Annotated in this window: 21 protein-coding genes; 11 read left to right on the top strand and 10 right to left on the bottom strand. The window is 65.8% G+C overall.

The features are described from left to right. Positions 1 to 280: 280 nt before the first annotated feature. From tpx to NMG10_RS21900, 4 genes are all read right to left on the bottom strand, one after another. Positions 281 to 781, bottom strand: coding sequence for a thiol peroxidase (gene tpx, locus NMG10_RS21915; RefSeq protein ID WP_203646916.1), 501 nt, complete (start codon positions 779 to 781; stop codon positions 281 to 283). Between the two features lie 163 nt (positions 782 to 944). Beyond that, positions 945 to 2,225, bottom strand: coding sequence for a serine/threonine transporter (locus NMG10_RS21910; protein ID WP_254465125.1), 1,281 nt, complete (start codon positions 2,223 to 2,225; stop codon positions 945 to 947). A 282-nt stretch (positions 2,226 to 2,507) separates the two neighbouring features. After that, positions 2,508 to 3,704: an amino acid aminotransferase gene (locus NMG10_RS21905; RefSeq protein ID WP_203646918.1), complete on the bottom strand. Its 1,197-nt coding sequence runs from the start codon at positions 3,702 to 3,704 to the stop codon at positions 2,508 to 2,510. A gap of 479 nt (positions 3,705 to 4,183) precedes the next feature. Next, entirely contained in the window at positions 4,184 to 5,209 is a 1,026-nt protein-coding gene (locus NMG10_RS21900) for an Ldh family oxidoreductase (protein WP_254465124.1), read from the bottom strand. Between the two features lie 143 nt (positions 5,210 to 5,352). Between NMG10_RS21900 and NMG10_RS21895 the strand changes: the two genes are divergently transcribed. The 6 genes from NMG10_RS21895 (at position 5,353) to NMG10_RS21870 (ending at position 10,602) form a co-directional block, all read left to right on the top strand. After that, the gene (locus NMG10_RS21895) at positions 5,353 to 6,225 is read left to right on the top strand and encodes a MurR/RpiR family transcriptional regulator (RefSeq protein ID WP_254465123.1); all 873 of its coding nucleotides are present in this window, start codon (positions 5,353 to 5,355) and stop codon (positions 6,223 to 6,225) included. A 26-nt stretch (positions 6,226 to 6,251) separates the two neighbouring features. Continuing rightward, complete coding sequence (locus tag NMG10_RS21890) at positions 6,252 to 7,004, top strand: transporter substrate-binding domain-containing protein (protein WP_232855317.1); 753 nt, start codon at positions 6,252 to 6,254, stop codon at positions 7,002 to 7,004. 104 nt (positions 7,005 to 7,108) lie between these two features. Next, positions 7,109 to 7,828, top strand: a complete 720-nt coding sequence (locus NMG10_RS21885; protein ID WP_232855319.1) for an ABC transporter permease — start codon at positions 7,109 to 7,111, stop codon at positions 7,826 to 7,828. Beyond that, positions 7,825 to 8,535 carry an ABC transporter permease gene (locus tag NMG10_RS21880; RefSeq protein WP_203646925.1) on the top strand — a complete coding sequence of 237 codons (711 nt, stop codon included), beginning with the start codon at positions 7,825 to 7,827 and terminating at the stop codon, positions 8,533 to 8,535. The genes NMG10_RS21885 and NMG10_RS21880 overlap by 4 nt, the downstream gene beginning before the upstream one ends. Positions 8,536 to 8,551: 16 nt before the next feature. Next, positions 8,552 to 9,796, top strand: a complete 1,245-nt coding sequence (locus tag NMG10_RS21875) for an FAD-binding oxidoreductase (RefSeq protein WP_234561128.1) — start codon at positions 8,552 to 8,554, stop codon at positions 9,794 to 9,796. Between the two features lie 23 nt (positions 9,797 to 9,819). Next, positions 9,820 to 10,602 carry an amino acid ABC transporter ATP-binding protein gene (locus NMG10_RS21870; RefSeq protein WP_096047910.1) on the top strand — a complete coding sequence of 261 codons (783 nt, stop codon included), beginning with the start codon at positions 9,820 to 9,822 and terminating at the stop codon, positions 10,600 to 10,602. A 43-nt stretch (positions 10,603 to 10,645) separates the two neighbouring features. Here the strand turns inward: NMG10_RS21870 and NMG10_RS21865 are convergent, their stop codons facing one another. Next, positions 10,646 to 11,527 carry a LysR family transcriptional regulator gene (locus tag NMG10_RS21865; RefSeq protein WP_203646926.1) on the bottom strand — a complete coding sequence of 294 codons (882 nt, stop codon included), beginning with the start codon at positions 11,525 to 11,527 and terminating at the stop codon, positions 10,646 to 10,648. 275 nt (positions 11,528 to 11,802) lie between these two features. On the opposite strand from NMG10_RS21865, the gene argC reads away from it, so the two are divergent. Further along, entirely contained in the window at positions 11,803 to 12,732 is a 930-nt protein-coding gene (argC, locus tag NMG10_RS21860) for an N-acetyl-gamma-glutamyl-phosphate reductase (RefSeq protein ID WP_254465122.1), read from the top strand. Between the two features lie 59 nt (positions 12,733 to 12,791). After that, a complete protein-coding gene (locus NMG10_RS21855; RefSeq protein WP_254465121.1) occupies positions 12,792 to 13,478 on the top strand; it encodes a GNAT family N-acetyltransferase in 687 nt (228 codons plus the stop codon). 12 nt (positions 13,479 to 13,490) lie between these two features. Here NMG10_RS21855 and NMG10_RS21850 read toward each other — a convergent pair whose 3' ends face one another. The 3 genes from NMG10_RS21850 to NMG10_RS21840 form a co-directional block, all read right to left on the bottom strand. Then, a complete protein-coding gene (locus NMG10_RS21850; protein WP_254465120.1) occupies positions 13,491 to 13,970 on the bottom strand; it encodes a VOC family protein in 480 nt (159 codons plus the stop codon). Positions 13,971 to 14,056: 86 nt separating this feature from the next. After that, positions 14,057 to 14,371 carry a DUF2388 domain-containing protein gene (locus NMG10_RS21845; RefSeq protein ID WP_274235421.1) on the bottom strand — a complete coding sequence of 105 codons (315 nt, stop codon included), beginning with the start codon at positions 14,369 to 14,371 and terminating at the stop codon, positions 14,057 to 14,059. After that, complete coding sequence (locus tag NMG10_RS21840; protein WP_203646931.1) at positions 14,368 to 14,739, bottom strand: VOC family protein; 372 nt, start codon at positions 14,737 to 14,739, stop codon at positions 14,368 to 14,370. Before NMG10_RS21840 ends, NMG10_RS21845 begins: the two co-directional genes overlap by 4 nt. Before the next feature lie 549 nt (positions 14,740 to 15,288). Here NMG10_RS21840 and NMG10_RS21835 point away from each other — a divergent pair. Continuing rightward, the gene (locus NMG10_RS21835) at positions 15,289 to 15,903 is read left to right on the top strand and encodes a hypothetical protein (protein ID WP_232855338.1); all 615 of its coding nucleotides are present in this window, start codon (positions 15,289 to 15,291) and stop codon (positions 15,901 to 15,903) included. Between the two features lie 60 nt (positions 15,904 to 15,963). Next, a complete protein-coding gene (locus tag NMG10_RS21830) occupies positions 15,964 to 16,779 on the top strand; it encodes a protein phosphatase 2C domain-containing protein (RefSeq protein ID WP_232855339.1) in 816 nt (271 codons plus the stop codon). 67 nt (positions 16,780 to 16,846) lie between these two features. Here the strand turns inward: NMG10_RS21830 and NMG10_RS21825 are convergent, their stop codons facing one another. After that, complete coding sequence (locus NMG10_RS21825; protein WP_203646940.1) at positions 16,847 to 17,272, bottom strand: GNAT family N-acetyltransferase; 426 nt, start codon at positions 17,270 to 17,272, stop codon at positions 16,847 to 16,849. A 185-nt stretch (positions 17,273 to 17,457) separates the two neighbouring features. Between NMG10_RS21825 and pbpG the strand changes: the two genes are divergently transcribed. After that, positions 17,458 to 18,384, top strand: coding sequence for a D-alanyl-D-alanine endopeptidase (gene pbpG / locus NMG10_RS21820; protein WP_203646942.1), 927 nt, complete (start codon positions 17,458 to 17,460; stop codon positions 18,382 to 18,384). A 62-nt stretch (positions 18,385 to 18,446) separates the two neighbouring features. On the opposite strand, the gene NMG10_RS21815 is transcribed toward pbpG, so the two are convergent. Then, positions 18,447 to 18,872, bottom strand: coding sequence for a hypothetical protein (locus NMG10_RS21815; protein WP_232855340.1), 426 nt, complete (start codon positions 18,870 to 18,872; stop codon positions 18,447 to 18,449). Positions 18,873 to 19,017 lie beyond the last annotated feature (145 nt).

Genomic DNA, 19,017 nt, shown 5'->3' with positions numbered 1-19,017 from the left:
CGAACCTTGTTCAGAGAAAGACGGCGTGGAGAGCGTGAACGATAAGCACTGGCATCGCTTTAGCAAAGGGGCTTTACCAGTGCTTTACCTTCGGCTGACGTTGGCAAAGGGGTGAACTTTAAATGAAAACGGCCTGGAACAGGGTCCAGGCCGTTACAGGGTGTAACCCCTGGGGGGGCTTCGCCCCTTTCGCGGCACAAGGCCGCTCCTACAGGAATCAGCGTTTTCTGTAGGAGCGGCCTTGTGCCGCGAAAGGGCCGCAAGGCGGCCCCAGCGTCACTTACTTCAGGACAGCCAGCGCCGCCTCGTAGTTCGGCTCGTCGGCGATTTCGCCCACCAGCTCGCTGTGCAGCACCTTGTCGTTTTCGTCCAGCACCACCACGGCGCGGGCGGCCAGCCCGGCCAGCGGGCCGTCGGCAATGGCCACACCGTAGTTTTCCAGGAACTCGCGGCCACGCAGGGTCGACAGGTTCTTCACGTTCTCCAGGCCTTCGGCGCCGCAGAAGCGCGCCTGGGCGAACGGCAGGTCGGCGGAGATGCACAGCACCACGGTGTTGGCCAGATCACCTGCCTTCTTGTTGAAGGTACGCACCGAGGTAGCGCAGGTCGGGGTGTCGACGCTCGGGAAGATGTTCAGCACCTTGCGCTTGCCGGCGAAGTCGGCCAGCGACTTGTTCGACAGGTCGCCAGCGACCAGGGAGAAGGCAGGTGCCGCGGCGCCTTGCTTCGGCAGTTCACCGCTGACCTGAACCGGGTTGCCTTTGAGAGTCACTTGAGCCATGGCGGAAATCCTTATGCGGGGTTGGAAAAGGACTCAGAGTTAACCATGAAGGAACGCAAGTGCCTATGGGCAAAGATGAAATTGTCCTACGTTCGGGCAATTCCTGTAGACAAACGCCCGGGTGACTGGCGTCGACCCGGGCGCTTTTCTTACGTGACGGGACTCAGGCCAGCAGGCCGTACACCACCGAGGTCAGGGCCACCAGGCCGACGACCACCACGAACAGGTTGGACAGCGCGCCGCTGTACTTGCGCATCGATGGCACGCGACGGATGGCGTACATCGGCATCAGGAACAGCAGCACGGCGATGATCGGGCCGCCGAGGGATTCGATCATGCCGAGGATGCTCGGGTTGAGGGTGGCGACGATCCAGCACACCACCAGCATCAGCGCGGCGACGATGCGGTCCAGGGCCTTGGCACCCGGGCGCATGCCGGACTTGACGATCATGCCCTTCAGGCCCTCGCTGGCACCGATGTAGTGGCCCAGGAACGACTTGGCGATGGCGATGAAGGCGATCAGGGGCGCGGCGAAGGCGATGGCCGGCTGCTCGAAGTGGTTGGCCAGGTACGACAGGATCGACAGGTTCTGCGCCTTGGCCTCGGCCAGCTGGGCACTGCTCAGGGTCAGCACGCAGCTGAACACGAAGAACAGCACCATCAGCACCATCAGCAGGTGCGCGCGACGCAGGATCTGGCCGCTGCGCTCATCGGCGTGCTCGCTGTAGCGGCGTTTCTGGTCGACGGCGAAAGCCGAGATGATCGGCGAATGGTTGAACGAGAACACCATCACCGGAATCGCCAGCCACACGGTGTGCAGGAAGGCCGAGCCCGACGGCACCTGGGTGGCGGTGTCGAGGATACCGCCGGTCCAGTGCGGCACCAGGTACAGGGCCAGCAGCGCCAGGGCAACGATGAACGGGTAGACCAGCAGGCTCATGACCTTGACCGTGGCCTGTTCGCCGCAGCGCACGATGGCCAGCAGGCCGAGGATCAGCACGAACGACAGGATCGCCCGCGGTGGCGGCGCGATGTGCAGCTGGTGCTCCATGAAGCTGCTGACGGTGTTGGTCAGCGCCACGCTGTAGATCAGCAGGATCGGGAAGATGGCGAAGAAGTACAGGACGGTGATCAGCGCGCCGGCGGTGATGCCGAAATGCTCCTCGACCACTTCAGTGATGTCGCCGCCCTTGCTGCCGGAGAGCACGAAGCGGGTCAGCCCGCGGTGGGCGAAGTAGGTCATGGGGAAGGCCAGCAAGGCCAGGACCAGCAGCGGCCAGAAACCGCCAAGGCCGGCGTTGATGGGCAGGAACAGGGTTCCGGCGCCGATGGCCGTGCCGAACAGGCCCAGCATCCAGGTGGTGTCTTGACGCGACCAGCTGCCGAGGGTGGCGGGGGTCGATTCTACAAAGCGTTGTTCAACGCTTGGGGCCTGCTCATTCATTCCGGGTGACGCTCCACTCGCAAGACTGCAACAGGCTGAGAATGGCGAAATAGACGATTCGCCCAACTCAACCGGGGAAGAGGGGCGCGATTGTGCATGCAAAGGTTGCACTTGGGGAAGCCCCGTCCGAGGGACGGTTGCACTTGTCTTTACAAGCAGGTTGTGCTGGAGGGGCTGCTTCGCAGCCCTTTCGCGGCACAAGGCCGCTCCTACAGAGAAACGCAACCTCCCTGTAGGAGCGGCCTTGTGCCGCGAAAGGGCCGCAGAGCGGCCCCAGGCCGGTTACCGCTGAACGGCGGCAAACGCCTCGGCCACCTGGCGCAGGTTGGCCGGACGCAGCCCGGACATGCACACCCGGCCACTGTCGATCAGGTACACGCCGAACTCGTCACGCAGGCGACGCACCTGCTCCACGCTGAAACCGGTGTAGCTGAACATGCCGCGCTGGCGCAGGAAGAACTGGAAGTCCTGGCCCGGCAGCAGCTCGCCGAGCAGGTCGACCAGGCCCTGGCGCATATCGAGGATACGCTTGCGCATCACCTCCACTTCCGCCGCCCACTGGGCATTGAGCGCAGCGTCGCCGAGCACGCCGGCCACCAGCTGGGCGCCGAACGCGGGCGGGCTGGAGTAGTTGCGGCGCACGGTGGCCTTGAGCTGGCCGAGCACGCTGGAGGCGGTGGCGGCATCGTCGCAGACCACCGACAGGCCCCCTACCCGCTCGCCGTACAGCGAGAAGATCTTCGAGAACGAGTTGCTGACCAGGCACGGCACGCCGGCACGGGCCATCTCGCGGATGGCGTAGGCGTCTTCCACCAGGCCTTCACCGAAGCCCTGGTAGGCGATGTCGAGGAACGGAATCAGCTGGCGCGCCTTGACCACCTCGACCACCTGCTGCCACTGCTGCTGGTTCAGGTCGACGCCGGTGGGGTTGTGGCAGCACGGGTGCAGCAGGACGATGCTGTTGGCCGGCAGGGTCTGCAGGGTCGCCAGCATGCCGGCGAAATCGACGCCACGGCTGGCGGTGTCGAAGTACGGGTAGCTGTGCACCTTGAAGCCCGCGCCTTCGAAGATCGCCCGGTGGTTGTCCCAGGTCGGGTTGCTCACCCATACCTCGGAGCCCGGGAAGTAGCGCTTGAGGAAGTCGGCGCCGACTTTCAGCGCGCCGGAACCGCCGACGGTCTGCACGGTGGCCACGCGGCCATCGGCCACAGCCGGGTGATCTGCGCCGAACAGCAGCGCCTGGATCGCCTGGCGGTAAGCGGCCAGGCCTTCCATTGGCAGGTACAGCGAGGCTTCGTGGGGCTGGCCGGCCAGGCGCTTCTCCACCTCGCCCACCGCCGCCAGCTGCGGCACCACGCCGGCTTCGTCGTAGTACAGGCCGATACTCAGGTTGACCTTGTCGGCGCGCGGGTCGGCCTTGAAGGTTTCCATCAGCGAGAGGATCGGGTCGCCGGCATAGGCATCGACATGTTTGAACACAGCGTGCAGCTCCTTGGAAATCAGGACAGTTCAGGGAAGGCTCCAGCGAGGATACCCGCAGTGGGGCGTCAGGAACATCACCGATGTGCAAGGAGTCGATGCGGGGGTGCAAGGCCGGGGGTGGGCTTCAAGATATTCGACGAAGAATATGTAGCGCCTGTGAGATCGAGCGCCGCCCGCGCGGCGCATCGCGACGCAAGGCCGCTCCTACATTTGTTGCAACGTACCGAACCTGTCAGGCCATGGTTGCCCGCCTTGGTGCATGCCTTGAGACAGGTGAGGCGCCAGTGGTGCCCACCCCGAAACCGCGTCATACCAACAAGGCGGACTCGGTAATGGCACAGGATTGACTGGCCCGAAACAGATGTAGGAGCGGCCTTGCGTCGCGATGCGCCGCGCGGGCGGCGCTGGATCTCACAGGCGCTGGATCTTTCCTGTCGAACACTTGGCGCCTCCCCCTTAGCCAGCAAAGGGTCAACTCAGCCCGCCAACCCCCGCAACTCCCCCCACTCCCGCTCACTCAACGCCACCCCTTCCCGCCCGGCCACTTCACGCTCGCGATAACGCCGTTCGCCCGGCATCCGCGTCAACCCGGCTGCCTGCATCTGCTCCACCAGTTCGCGGCTGCGCAGCGCGAAGCGCTCGCCCTCGGCCTTGCTCGGGTCGATCACGATGATCAACTGCCCGGTCCAGGGGGTCTTTGCTCCTGGGTGGCCCGACCAGTCGAACTCCCAGGAGAAATTGCCTCCCGTCAGCGCCGCCGCCAGCAGCTCGACCATCATCGACAGCGCCGAGCCCTTGTGCCCGCCGAACGGCAGCAAGGCGCCGCCCTCGAGAATCGCCTTGGGGTCGCTGGTCGGCTGGCCATCGGCATCCACGCCCATGCCCGGCGGCAACTGCTCGCCCGCCCGCGCGGCGATCTGCACATCGCCATGGGCCATGGCGCTGGTGGCCATGTCGAAGACGATCGGATCATGCCCGGCGCAAGGCGCGGCAAAAGCAATGGGGTTGGTGCCGAACAGCGGCTTGCGCGCACCGTGTGGCACCACGCAGGTCATGCTGTTGACCACGCTCAAGGCCACCAGGCCTTCGTCGGCGAACGGCTCGACATCCGGCCACAGCGCGGCGAAATGGTGCGAGTTGTGGATCGCCAGCACCGCGATGCCGGCCGCCCGGGCCTTCTCCACCAGCAGCGGCCGGGCCGCCGCCAGCGCCGGCTGGGCGAAACCACCCTTGGCATCGACCCGTACATAGCCGGATGCCAGGTCGGTCACCAACGGCTCGGCGCGGCCATCAACCCAGCCGCTGGCCAGGGTCGAGACATAACCGGGAATACGGAACACCCCATGGCTGTGGGCACCGTCGCGCTGGGCACTGGCGCAATTGTGGGCGAGCACGGCGGCCACCGCCGCGCTGCAGCCATGACGCTCGAAAATCGACTGCAGCAACGCCTGCAGCTCGGTAAAAGGCACGCGCACGACAGGGCCGGTGGAAGGTGAAGACATCTGGAGCTCCTTTCTTGGAATTGGATTCGCTACAGCGCAACTGCACAGACTTTCCCGCCAATGACAGCTATCTGTCAAATATTGACTTGATGACAGAAAACAGCCATTTTGGCCTCCACGCCAGAAATCAACCGGAACCGACCATGAGCCAATCGATCAAGCAACGCCTGGAAAGCAGCCTGCACACCGCTGCCGCCTCGGGCCGCCAGATCGCCAGCTACATGCTCGCCAACCTCCACGAACTGCCGTTCCAGACCTCGGCCAGCATCGCCACCAAGCTGGGTGTGAGCGAGTCGAGCGTCGGCCGCTTCTGCCGCTCGCTGGGCTACGCGCACCTCAAGGCGCTCAAGCAGGACCTGCAGAACGACCTCGGCGACGGCCCCTGGCTGGTGGGCGACCGCCTGCAGGAGTTCCGCCAGCAACCCGAGGACGACCAGCGCTCGGGCAGCCTGGAGCTGGAAATGGCCGCGCTGGTGCGCGTGCACGAATACAGCCGCTGCGAAGCCTGGCAGCAGGTCGCCCGGCGCCTGGCGGAAAAACCGCGGGTGTTCGTCGCAGGCTTTCAGACCGAACGCGGCGTGGCCATGTGCATGAGCCACCTGCTGCAATACCTGCGCGACGGCGTGCAACTGGTCGACGGCAGCGCCGGACATTTCGCCGAGGTGCTGCTGGGGCGCCCGCAGGACTGTGCACTGGTGGTATTCGAGGCGCGCCGCTATTCCCGCCACGCCCTGCAGCTGTGCCACAAGGCCCGCGAGCTGGGCATCCCGGTGACCCTGGTAACCGACACCTTCTGTGACTGGGCCGATGCCAACGCCGACGAGGTGTTCCGCATCCCCACCGAATTCAACCTGTTCTGGGAATCCACCGCGACCATGCTGTCGTGGGTGCACCTGATGGTCAACGAGGTCTGCAAGAAGCTCGGACCGGATGTTGAAAGACGCTTGGAAGCAACTGCCGCTCTACATAACGAGTTCGTCGGCTACACCTCGTGGCCGGCGGGCAAACAACAATAGCAAGAGTGCAACTACCGAGGTGCGAGATGAAAGGAACCATGGCTGTGGTGGGTGCGTGCGCCCTGCTGCTGGCGGCCGGCGCCAGTGCCGAGACCCTGCGTTTTGCCACTGAAGGCGCTTACCCGCCGTTCAACTACGTCGATGCCGACAACAAATTGCACGGCTTCGACATCGACATCACCCATGCCTTGTGCGAGCAGATGAAAGTCGAGTGCACCCTGGTGGCCCAGGACTGGGAAGGCATCATCCCGGCGCTGATGGCGCGCAAGTACGACGCCGTGGTGGCCTCGATGATCGACACCGAGGAGCGCCGCCGCAAGATCGCCTTCACCGACCGCTACTACCGCACCCCGCTGACCGTGGCGGTCGCCAAGGACAGCAAGATCAGCGACGCGCAGACCGACTTCAAGGGCTACACCGTCGGTGCCCAGTCCGCCTCGACCCAGGCGATCTACGCCGAGGACGTGTACGGCAAGGCCGGCGCGGACGTGAAGTTGTACCCGACCCTGGACGAAGCCAACGCCGACCTGGCCGCCGGTCGCCTGGACGGGGTGATCGCCGACAAGTTCCCGTTGCACGAATGGCTGAACAAGAATGGCAAGGACTGCTGCAAGATCCTCGGCGACGTCGACGGCACCAAGGCCGACGCGGCGATTGCCGTGCGCAAGGATGACGATGCCCTGCGCGTGCGGCTGAACGAGGCCCTGGCGGCGATCGTGGCCAATGGCACGTACCAGAAGATCGCGAGCAAATACTTCGCCTTCGATATCTACCAGTAATCTCGTGGGAGCGGGCTTGCCCCGCGATGGCGTCCTGCGTCAACCAGGTGCTATCGCGGGGCAAGCCCGCTCCCACGGGGTCGTCTGTATCCCGGGGGTTACCCATGCTCGATCAACTCTCCCTGCTCTCCTTCGCCAGCGGCGGCTGGGGCCAGGCGCTCTTGGCCGGCGCTCTGGTGACCGTGTCGCTGGCCCTGGCCTGCCTGCCCATCGGCCTGCCGCTGGGCCTGCTGGTGGCGCTGGCCGCGCGCTCGCGCAAACGCCTGCCGCGGGCCTGGGCCACCACGTTCTCCACGGTGTTCCGCGGCCTGCCCGAATTGCTGACCCTGCTGATCATCTACTACGGCTGCCAGATCGCCGCGCAGAAGATCCTCGCCGCGCTGGGCTACCAGGGCGAGGTGCTGATCAACACCTTCCTCGCCGCGATGGCCGCCTTCAGCCTGGTGTTCGCCGCGTTTTCCAGCGAGATCTGGCTGATGGCCTTCAAGACCCTGCCCAAGGGCCAACTGGAAGCCTGCGCGGCCCTGGGCCTTAGCAAGCGCACCGGATTCTTCAAGGTGGTGTTGCCGCAACTGACGCGCATCGCCCTGCCGGGCCTGTCGAACAACTGGCTGAGCCTGCTCAAGGACACCTCGCTGGTCTCGACCATCTCGCTGATCGACCTGATGCGCCAGACCAACCTGGCGGTCAGCGTGACCAAGGAGCCGATGCTGTTCTACGGCGTCGCCTGCCTGGTCTACCTGCTGTTCTCGGCGCTGTCGGGCAGGGTCTTCACCCTGCTGGAGCGGCGCAGCAACCGCCATTTGCAAGGAGCCCGCCCATGAGCCCGGAGCAACTGCTGGCCTACGTGCTCGATCCCGACCTGCTGGAGCGCTACGGCGCGCGCTTCGTCGATGGCCTGCTGGTCACCGCCAAGCTGGTGGCGATCTCCTTCACCCTCGGCGCGCTGCTGGGCATGCTCCTGGCCCTGGCGCGGATGTCGCAGCACCTCGTTCTGCGACGCCTGGCTGCGGGCTACGTGTATTTCTTTCGCGGCTCGCCGCTGCTGGCCCAGCTGTTTTTGCTGTACTACGGGCTCGGTTCGCTCAAGGGCTTCTGGCAGGACCTGGGGCTGTGGTGGTTCTTCCGCGAGGCCTGGTACTGCGCCCTGCTCGCCTTCACCCTCAACACCGCCGCGTACCAGGCCGAGATCTTCCGCGCCAGCCTGATGGCCGTCGCGCCGGGCCAGTACGAGGCGGCCAAGGCCCTCAACCTCAAGCGCTCGACCACCTTCTTCAAGGTGGTGCTGCCGCAGTCGCTGCTGGTGGCCATCGGCCCGTTGGGCAACGAGCTGATCATGATGATCAAGGCCAGCGCCATCGCCTCGCTGGTGACCATCTACGACCTGATGGGGGTGACCAAGCTGGCCTTCTCGCGCAGCTTCGACTTCCAGATCTACCTGTGGGCGGCGGTGCTCTACCTGCTGATCGTCGAGGTGGTCCGGCGCACCCTGAAACACCTGGAGGCCCGCCTGGGCCGCCACCTGAACTGATTGAAGGAACCTTTTCATGCATTGCCAGACCATCGTCCTGGGCGCCGGCATCGTCGGCGTAAGCACCGCTCTGCACCTGCAGGCCCGCGGACGCCAGGTGATCCTCGTCGACCGCGACGAACCGGGCAGCGGCACCAGCCATGGCAACGCCGGGCTGATCGAGCGCTCCAGCGTGATCCCCTACGCCTTCCCGCGCCAATGGAGCGCCCTGCTGCGCTACGGCCTGAACCGCCAGCCCGACGTGCGCTACAGCCTGACCCACCTGCCCAAGGTCGCGCCCTGGCTGCTCAGCTACTGGCGCCAGTCCGCCCCCGGCCGCCTGGCCAAGGCTGCCGCCGACATGCTGCCGCTGGTGCAGCGCAGCGTCGAGGAACACGATGCGCTGATCGAGGCCGCCGGCCTGCAAGGGCTGGTGCAGGCCAAGGGCTGGATCGAGGTGTACCGTGATGCCGCGCTGTTCGAACAGGCCAAGCGCGACCTGAAGGGGCTGGCCCGCTACGGCCTGCAGTACGAGATCCTCGAACGCGAACAACTGCAGGCCCGCGAACAGCAACTGGACGGTGGCGTGATCGGCGGCATCCACTGGCTCGACCCGAAGACGGTGAGCAACCCCGGCGGCCTGACCCGTGGCTATGCGGCGCTGTTCGTCCAGCGCGGCGGGCAGTTCCTCCACGGCGATGCCCGCAGCCTGCGCCAGGTCGAGGACGGCTGGCAGCTGGACACACGTCGCGGCAGCGTGACCGCCGACGAAGTGGTGGCCTGCCTCGGTCCGCAGTCGGCCGACCTCTACGAGCGGCTGGGCTACCGCTTTCCGCTGGGCATCAAACGCGGCTACCACATGCACTACGCCACCCGCGATGGCGCCGAGCTGGGTCATTCGATCTGCGACACCCAGGGCGGTTACGTCCTGGCGCCGATGGCCCGTGGCGTGCGCCTGACCACCGGCATCGAGTTCGCGGCGAGCGACGACGCCGCCAACGAGATCCAGCTGCGCCGCTGCGAAACCCTGGCGCGCCGGCTGTTCCCGGCCCTGGGCGAGCGCCTGGACGACAAGCCGTGGCTGGGCCGCCGCCCCTGCCTGCCGGACATGCGCCCGGTGATCGGCCCGGCGCCCCTGCACAAGCACCTGTGGTTCAACTTCGGCCATGCCCACCACGGCCTGACCCTGGGCCCGGTCAGCGGCCGCCTGCTGGCCGAATTGATGACCGGCGAGCACCCCTTCACCGACCCTGCGCCCTACAGCGCCGCACGTTTCGACTGAACCTTGAGCGGGAGAACAACAAGATGACCGCCCCCCTGAGCCTTGCCAGCCTGCACCCTGCCCCCGATCCGCGCCCGGAGCTGATCCGCATCGAGGGCCTGAACAAGCACTACGGCGCCTTCCATGTGCTGCACGATATCGACCTGTCGGTGCGCGAGGGCGAGCGCATCGTGCTCTGCGGCCCGTCAGGTTCGGGCAAGTCGACGCTGATCCGCTGCATCAACCGCCTGGAAATCGCCCAGCAGGGCAGCATCCGCGTGGCCGGCACCGACCTCGCCAGCAAAGGCCGCCAGGCCGACCAGGTGCGCAGCGAGATCGGCATGGTGTTCCAGCACTTCAACCTGTTCCCGCACATGAGCGTGCTCGACAACTGCCTGCTGGCGCCGATGAGCGTGCGCGGCCTGTCGCGCCGGGAGGCCGAGGAACGGGCGCGCTTCTACTTGAGCAAGGTCGGCATCGAGAGCCAGGCGCACAAGTACCCCAGCCAGCTGTCCGGTGGCCAGCAGCAGCGGGTGGCGATCGCCCGGGCGCTATGCATGAAACCGAGGATCATGCTGTTCGACGAGCCGACCTCGGCGCTCGACCCGGAGATGGTGGCCGAGGTGCTGGATGTGCTGGTGCAGTTGGCCGGCACCGGCATGACCATGCTGTGCGTCACCCACGAGATGGGCTTCGCCCGGCAGGTGGCCGAGCGGGTGCTGTTCCTCGAGGGCGGAAAGATTATCGAGGACAGCCCACCCGAGGTGTTCTTCGGCCAGCCGCGCACGGCGCGGGCACAGGCGTTTCTCAAGCAGATCCTGCACTAGCATTCTCCAGTGAATGGCAAGTGACAGCCTGTACTGCCATTTTTCATTGACGCAGCCGCCCCAACGCCTCCAGTACATGTTCCGTCGCCCGCTCCACCTGCCCCTCGCGACAGGCGATCCCCAGTTGGCGCCACATCCCCGGTCGCAACGGCCGCCGGGCGATGCGCGGCGGCGACTGCTGCACCTCCCCTTCCTGCGGCAGCAAGGTGGCGCCGTAGCCCGCCGCCACCAGGCTCTTGATCGCATCGTTGTAGTTCAGCTCGATCCGCGGCTCGGGGTACAGCCCCGCCGCGGCAAACCACTCCGAGGTCACCCGCGACAACTGCGTGGAGCTGTCGTTGAGGATCAGCGCCCGGGCCGCGAGCCAGGCCGGCGTGACCCGGGCAGGCGGCTGCCAGTCGGCGGGAACATAGGCCATGATCGGGTCACGCCGCCACGGTGTGATCCTCACCCCTTTGCCCGCCACCTGCGGCAGCGCCACCAGGCCGATGTCCAGGGTGCCCTCGCGCAGTCGCGCCAGGGAGGCCTGTGAAGTGAGCACCTGAACCTGCACGTCGACTCCCGGATGGTCCACCCGCAGTGTTTCCAGGGCCTGGGGCAACAGGTGGGCGATGGCGCCAGTCGAAGCGCCCAGGCGCACCCGCCCGGTCAGGCCCTGCACCTGGCGGCGCACTTCGTCCAGGGCCTGGTCGGCGTCGGCCAGCAGGCGCCGGGCGCGGGTCAGCAAGGTCTCGCCAATGGCCGTGGGGCGCACCTGGCCGCGGGTGCGGGTGAGCAAGGGCGCACCAATGCGTGCCTCCAGCTCGGCCACGTGCAGGCTGATGGTCGGAGGCGCCAGGTTGAGCTGACGGGCGGCGTCGGCAAAGGAGGCACGGTCGGCAATCACCACCAGGGTGCGCAGGCGGTCGAGGCTGATTTCTCGCATGGGGTCTCGGCACGGATGAAGTAATAGCGGCTGGCACATCTCAGGTAGGAGCGGCCTTGTGCCGCGAAAGGGCTGCACAGCAGCCCCGGCACTTTCGCGCCAAACGGGCAACCCTGGGGCTGCTTCGCAGCCCTTTCGCGGCACGAGGCCGCTCCTACAGGGGCATGCGATTTAGATTCAGGATTACTGAACATGGCAATCATGATATTCAAATTTTCTTTCGTCCAGCGAACGACGAGGATAACGCCATTCCTTCTCTTCACTGGAACACCGACATGCACCAGCCCTTCGTCTTCATCGACGGCGACCAAGGCACCACCGGCCTGCAGATCCATGCCCGCCTGCACGGCCGCCAGGACCTGCGCCTGCTCACCCTGCCCGAAGCCGAGCGCAAGGACCCGGCGCGGCGCAGCGAGGCGATCAACAGCGCCGATATCGCCGTGCTCTGCCTGCCCGACGACGCCGCCCGCGAGGCCGTGGCCACCCTGCACAACCCGGCGGTGCGGGTGATCGACGCAAGCTCCGCGCACCGCACCACGCCCGGCTGGATCTATGGCCTGCCGGAACTGAACGAACAACAGGCCGAACGCATTGCCCGGGCCACCCGGGTAAGCAACCCCGGCTGCTACCCCACCGGCGCCATCGCCCTGCTGCATCCGCTGGTCAAGGCAGGCTTGCTGCCGGCGGACTATCCGCTGAGCATCCATGCCATCTCAGGCTACTCCGGTGGCGGCCGGGCCGCCGTCGAGCGGCATGAGCAGCGCAGCGACGCCTACCTGCCGACACTCCAGCTATACGGCCTGGAGCTCGCCCACAAGCATGTGCCAGAGATCCAGCAGCATGCGGGGCTGAGCGCGCGGCCGGTGTTCGTGCCGGGTTACGGCGACTACCGCCAGGGCATCGTGCTGAGCATCCCGCTGCAACTGCGCCTGCTGCCCGGAATCAGCGCCGAGCAGCTGCAAGCCTGCCTGGAGCGGCATTACCAGGGTGCCCGCCATGTGCAGGTGATGCCTCTGCACCAGCACGGCCCAGCTCAGGCGCTGGACCCGCAGGCGCTGAACGACAGCAACGACTTGCGCCTGGCCGTGTATGCCAACCCCGAGCATGGCCAGGTATTGCTGACTGCGGTGTTCGACAACCTGGGCAAGGGCGCCTCGGGCGCCGCGGTGCAGAACCTCGACCTCATGCTGGCCGGGCTGCGCTAGAATGATCACCCGCCTCGTTCCGGGGCGGGTGTTTCAATCCTGCCGGAGCCCGACCCGCGATGTTCATCCTCCGCCGCCTCGATGGCGTGCCGCCCGAATCCTTCCAGAACCAGATCCGCCAGCTGGTGATCGACCATGTCGGCCAGCTCAGCAGCGTCGCCATCAGCCCGGACAATCCGCTCTATCCGCTCTACCAATACGGAGTCGGCCTGGAAGTGCACCAGTACCTGATGGCGCTGGACGGCACCCGTGGCCTTGCCGTCGAGCTGACCCTGGCCCTGGATGCCGAGGCACCGGACCAACTGCTCGGCTTCGCCCTGGTACTGCCGGCCCAGGACAACCCGCAGGCCTGCGCCCTGGCCTACCTCGCCGTCGCCCCCAACCACCGCCGCCAGGGCATCGCCCGTGGCCTGCTGGACGCAGTGCGTGAATGCTATGCCTGCGTCGAGCTGAGCACTTTCGCCCAGCAGGTGCCATGGTTCGAGAACATGGGCCTGCAGGTGGTCGCCTGTACCGGCCCACAGGTGTTGATGAGCAGTACCGGGCAGGCCAGCGGCGCGCTGATCGGGCGGCTGGACATCGCGCCGATCTACCAGACCGTCGAAGTCCGGCAGATCCACGCCTACCTGCTCAAGCAACAGGGCGAGGCGGCAATGATGGATGCCGAGCGCCTGCGCGACGAGCGGCTGGACGTCCTGACGGAACAGGCACGGGCGTGCATCAGGGAACGCAAGACCGTGCATTGAGGCGCCTCGCCTTCAGCCCCTGATGGCCTTCTCGATGGCGGCGATGTTGATCTTGCCCATCTGCAGCATCGCCTCGAACGCCCGCTTCGCCAGGGCGCGATCGGGGCTGGCCACCGCCTGGGTCAATACCCGCGGGCTGATCTGCCAGGACAGCCCCCACTTGTCCTTGCACCAGCCGCATACGCTCTCGCTGCCACCGTTACCGACGATGGCGTCCCAGTAGCGATCCGTTTCCTCCTGGCTGTCGGTCGCCACCTGGAACGAAAAGGCCTCGCTGTGGCTGAACGCCTTGCCCCCATTGAGACCGATGCACGGGATGCCCATCACGGTGAACTCCACCGTGATCACATCGCCCGCCTTGCCCGAGGGGTAGTCGGCGGGCGCCTTGTGCACGGCGGTCACCCGGCTGTCGGGGAAGGTGCTGGCGTAGAAGTTCGCCGCCACCTCGGCGTCGCTGTCGTACCACAGGCAAATGCTGTTCTTGGCGGTCATGATCGGACTCCTGGCGGGACTCGTTGCCCACGAGTCTAGCCGCCTGTCCTGGCATGCCAGGGCGGACCGATCAGCGGCTCAAGCCATCAGCCCTGGCAGGCGAACGCCTGGGCCAGCTCACGATCGCTCAGCGCGCTCACCGGATGCAGCTGGCGGTACTCGTCCAAGGCCTGCTCCAGCCGTGCGCCGCGCAGGCGCCCGTCGCTGGCGATGAACAGCAACGCATCGTCGCGGGCGGCCTGGTAGGTACGCGTCGGATGGCTGGTGGAGCCGCTCACCGCTGCGGTGGCGAGGCTCGAGCCGACGGTGAAGTGGTCGCTCGAGTTGCCCTTGCCGTCCATGGCCAAGGCCGGGCCGGCAAGCAGCAACATCGCCAGCAATGCTCGGCCGCGCAGGATCACGAGGCAACCCGTGCGGCTTGCGCGACGTCGGCGTGCCGCTGGCTGAAGGCCAGGTAATAGCCATTGCAATCACGCACGCCGAACTCCCGCGAACCATACTCCGTGTCGTGCAACGGCCAGGCGATATCCGCCAGCTCGCGAACTTGTGCGTAATAGCCGTCGACATCCTCGACCACCAGATAGAAGGTCCCGGCACACCCCGGCGGCAGCCGCCACAGGTCGTCCTCGGTGAACAGCAGGCGGCAGTCGTGCAACTGGACGGTAAGGGTCGATTGCGCGGTGTCGGCGACGGTAAATTGCAGCACATCGCGGTAATGACGGCGGGTGGCGTCAAGGTCGGTGCAGCGCAAAAGCGGGGCAACAGGCATGCGGACCCTCCTCGTCGGTGAACGGGTTGCGGCGGATCATCGCCGCAAACCTCAGCCCCTTCAAGGTCTTTGGCTCGTGGGTCATTGACTGCGTCGGGGCTACCAGGTGTCCTACGCAAATCTTGCAGCGGCTGTGAGATCGAGCGCCGCCCGCGCGGCGCATCGCGGGACAAGCCCGCTCCCACATTTGTTTCGGGCCTGTCTTTCCTGTGCCATCACCTGGTCCGCCTTGTTGGTACGACGCGGTTTTGGCGTGGTCGCTAACGCTGCTCCACATGACTCAAGGCATGCACCAAGGCAGGCGCCGGTACTTTCACAGGCATAATTGGCCCGAAACAAACTGTGGGAGCGGGCTTGTCCCGCGATGCGCCGCGCGGGCGGCGCTCGATCTTACAGACGCTGAAAGATTTGCGGCGAACAGTGCCTGGTCTCGAAACTGATGCGCCTGGCCAAGCATCGCGGCTGAACGCTCAAGTCGGCCAGGCAAGAGCCGATACCCCTCGTGCATCCGATCGGATGCACGATTGTGCAGTTACTCAAGGAAGATTCATGTTGCGCCACAACCTGCCAGCCCTGCTGGCTCTGTCGCTGTTGCTGTTGCTGTCACTCACCGGCTGCAATGGCCTGCCACGCTCGAACGCCACCGACTCAGCGCCGCTCGGTCCGATTCAACCGGATAGCGAAGCCCGCACGGCCTGGATCACACAGATCCTGGCCCAGGACCCACTGGCCAGCCAGGACCGACAGCCACCACCGCGCCAGAGCAACGCGCAGATCGTCGACGCATTGCGCCAGAAACGCGACCTGAAGTTGCCGGATGCCTACTGGGCGCAATGGCAACGCAATCTCGATACTTTCGATGCCGAAGCCTCCCGTCACAAGGAAGCACAGCGCGCCCGTTACATCGCCACCTTCAGCGACCAGCTCAAGCGCGTCGACGACACCACCCTGCAACGCCTGGCCATTGCGCCCGACACCCTGGACGCGGCTACCCGCGATGCCTGGAAGCAACGCCTGATCGAGCGCTACAGCCGCTATATCATCGACAGCGAAGTAGGCCGCGACATCCTCGACGCCCACCTGCGACGCATGGCGCTGATGGACCGGCAATTCGGCGTCTGCGACCTGGACAGTCATTGCTGGGACCGCACGCCCAGACCGTGAAATTTGACTCGCGACGGCGCAGGGCTCAAGGTCGGTGATCCCACCGACCTGGAGCCCGACATGCATTTCGACCTGATCCAGAGCTTGTGCCTGGCTGGCAAGCCCGATGTGCCCAATGACGACCGTATCGGCAACGCCGACTGCCACGCCTGGGTCATCGACGGCGCCACCGACCTCGGCGCCCCCGGCCTGCTCGGCGAGCGCGGCGGCGCGGCGTGGCTCTCGGCCACGGCCCAGCGCGCCTTCGCCACGGCCTCGGGGCCACTGCGACAGGTCTGCGAGACAGTTTTCGATACTATTGCCCAGGCCTACCGGCAGGATCGCCGGCGCGAGCCCCTGGCCACCTGGGAACTGCCGCGCGCCGCCTTTGCCGCAGTGGCCATCGAGGGTGAAGAACTGGTCTGCGCGCACCTGGCCGACTGCGTGGTGCTGCATCGCAGCGCGCAAGGCATCCGCTTCCTCACCCCCGAGCCCGATCGCGAGGTCGAGCAAGCCGAAGCCGCCGCACTCGGCCCCGGCACCGGCGCCCACGGCGTGCGCACCCCGGCGGTGCTGGCCGACCGCCGCAGCGCCCGCGAACGGCCCCGGGCCGTGCTCGGCGTCGATGCCGAGCTGTCCCGTGAGGGCACCTTCTACAGCCGAGCGCCAGTCGCCGTGGGTGACGATGTGCTGCTGATGAGCGATGGCTTCGCGGCGCTGTTCGATACCTACCGGGCCTATGACCCGGCAGGTTTCATCGAGCGCCTGCAAAGCCACGGCCTGGATGACCTGGCACGGACACTGCGCGGCATCGAGCACGACGATGCCGCATGCCTGCGCTACCCGCGGTTCAAGATGAGCGACGACGCCTCGGCGATCTGGTTGCGGGTGGGTTGACCCTTGTAGGAGCGGCCTTGTGCCGCGAAAGGGCTGCAAAGCAGCCCCGACTGTGAGGAGCGAGATGCTACGCCAACCGTTTATGCAGGAAATAACGGGTATGCCCAGGCGGAAAGTCGGCAAGCTCGCCGAACACCTCGAACCCCAGCTTGCGGTAGAAGTCCGGCGCCTGAAAACTGAAGGTATCCAGCCAGATTCCGCAACACCCCTTCTCCCTCGCCAGCGCCTCGGCCTGGGCCATCAGCTCGCGTCCGCTGCCCTGCCCGCGCATGCGCTCGGGCACCACCAGCAGCTCGACGAACAACCAACCCCCTCCGAGCCTGGCGTAGAGCCCGCCAACGACCTCATCATCGTCGGGATCGCGCAGCGTCCAGGCGACGGTGGCCGCGCCGGGCGAACCGATCACGCTGTCGTTGAAGGCGCGCAGGGGCTTGAGAATCGCATCGTGATGCAGGCCGGTGGCCTGGTCGGTGAAATCGATCGTGAGCGTCATGGCAGGTCGTCCGGTTGACCACGTAGGGAGGCGGCGCAAAGCACGCCGGATTAAATTTACTTCACGTTGCGCCCTTTAGATATAAGGCATTCGACAGCGGTTCGACCATACTCCAGAATGCAACGGTTTTTTGGGGGGAAACCCTTGCACAGCCAACGACATACCAACATTTAGTGAGCCTCAACGTGAAAACTTCCCTGTCCATCCTCAGCCTGCTGCTGTTGCTCACAGGTACCGCGACCCTACCGTCGACCGCTGCTGCACAACCCCCGGCCCAGGTCCAGCGTGACCCAAGCAAGCTGCACCTGGCCTCTGGCAGCGCCCTGTTGATCGACCTCAACACCAACAAGGAGCTGTATGCCAGCCACGCCGATCGCGTGCGCCCCATCGCCTCGGTCACCAAGCTGATGACCGCGATGGTCGTGCTCGACGCCAAGCTGCCCATGGACGAAATGCTCGGCATGACCATCGCCAACAACCCGGAGATGAAGGGCGTGTACTCGCGGGTACGCCTGGGCAGTGAGCTGAACCGTCGCGAGACGTTGCTGATCACCCTGATGTCGTCGGAAAACCGCGCGGCCAACACCCTGGCCAACCACTACCCCGGTGGCTATGGCGCCTTCATCAAGGCGATGAACGCCAAGGCCCGCAGCCTTGGCATGAGCCGCACCCGCTACGTCGAGCCGACCGGCCTGTCGACCCTGAACGTGTCCACCGCCCACGACCTCGCCAAGTTGTTGATGGCCTCGCGCAAGTATCCGCTGCTCAGCGAGCTGTCGACCACCCGCGAGAAGACCGTGGCGTTCCGCAAGCCCAACTACACCCTGGGCTTTCGCAACACCGACCACCTGGTGAACAAGAGCAACTGGGACATCGCCCTGACCAAGACCGGCTTCACCAACGAAGCGGGGCATTGCCTGGTGCTGCTGACGAAGATGGACAACCGTCCGGTGGCCATGGTGATTCTCGACGCCTACGGCAAGTACACCCACTTCGCCGATGCCAGCCGCATGCGCCAGTGGCTGGAGACCGGCAGCGCCAAGCCGGCGCCGGCGGTGGCCATGCAGTACAAGAGCGAGCGCCAGAGCCGCGCGCGCCTGGCGCAGGACTGACACACCGCTGAAACGACGACGCCCCGCATGATGCGGGGCGTCTTGCTTTACCGGTATGGGTCTCAGGCCTGGGTGGCGATCATGCCACCGGCGCTGCTGCCGCCAGTCTTGGTCAACGCTTCGAGCAACTGTTGCGTGGCGGCCAGGATCTGCCCGCTCAGGGTGGCGATGCTCGCCTGTTTGGCGGTGATCATGGCCAGCTTGGAGGTTTCGTCCATCTCTTGCTCGGCAATCATCGCCAGTTGCTTCTGCTCTTCGGCAAGCTGCTTCTGCAATTGCTTGATCATGTCGCGCAGCTGGGTAATGTGCCCCGGCTCGCCGCTGCCCTCACCGCCCTCGGCCTGCTTGGCCTCCTCGGCCTTGCCCGGGGTGGTTTCACCCGACAGGTCCACCGCGACGCTCGTCAACGGCTTTTCTTTCTTTTCTGCGGGCTGGGCGTTGGCCACACTGGTGATCACGCCCATCGTCGCACTGTTGATACCTACCATTCCCTAATCCTCCGTGGTGGGTCCTTTCAATACCAGCGCTATCGGCCGCGCCACGGCAGACTTGATGGCTTTACGCCGATAAATTTACCCCCTCGTCATTCGTCCACCACATACCCGAGCCATGCCCTGGCGCCCCTGGCGACCC

This window comes from Pseudomonas sp. DVZ6 (assembly GCF_024259445.1).
Classification (GTDB): Bacteria; Pseudomonadota; Gammaproteobacteria; order Pseudomonadales; family Pseudomonadaceae; genus Aquipseudomonas; species Aquipseudomonas peradeniyensis.
The sequence above is the reverse complement of the archived record's forward strand: the minus strand, read 5'-3'. Positions and strand labels throughout refer to the sequence as shown.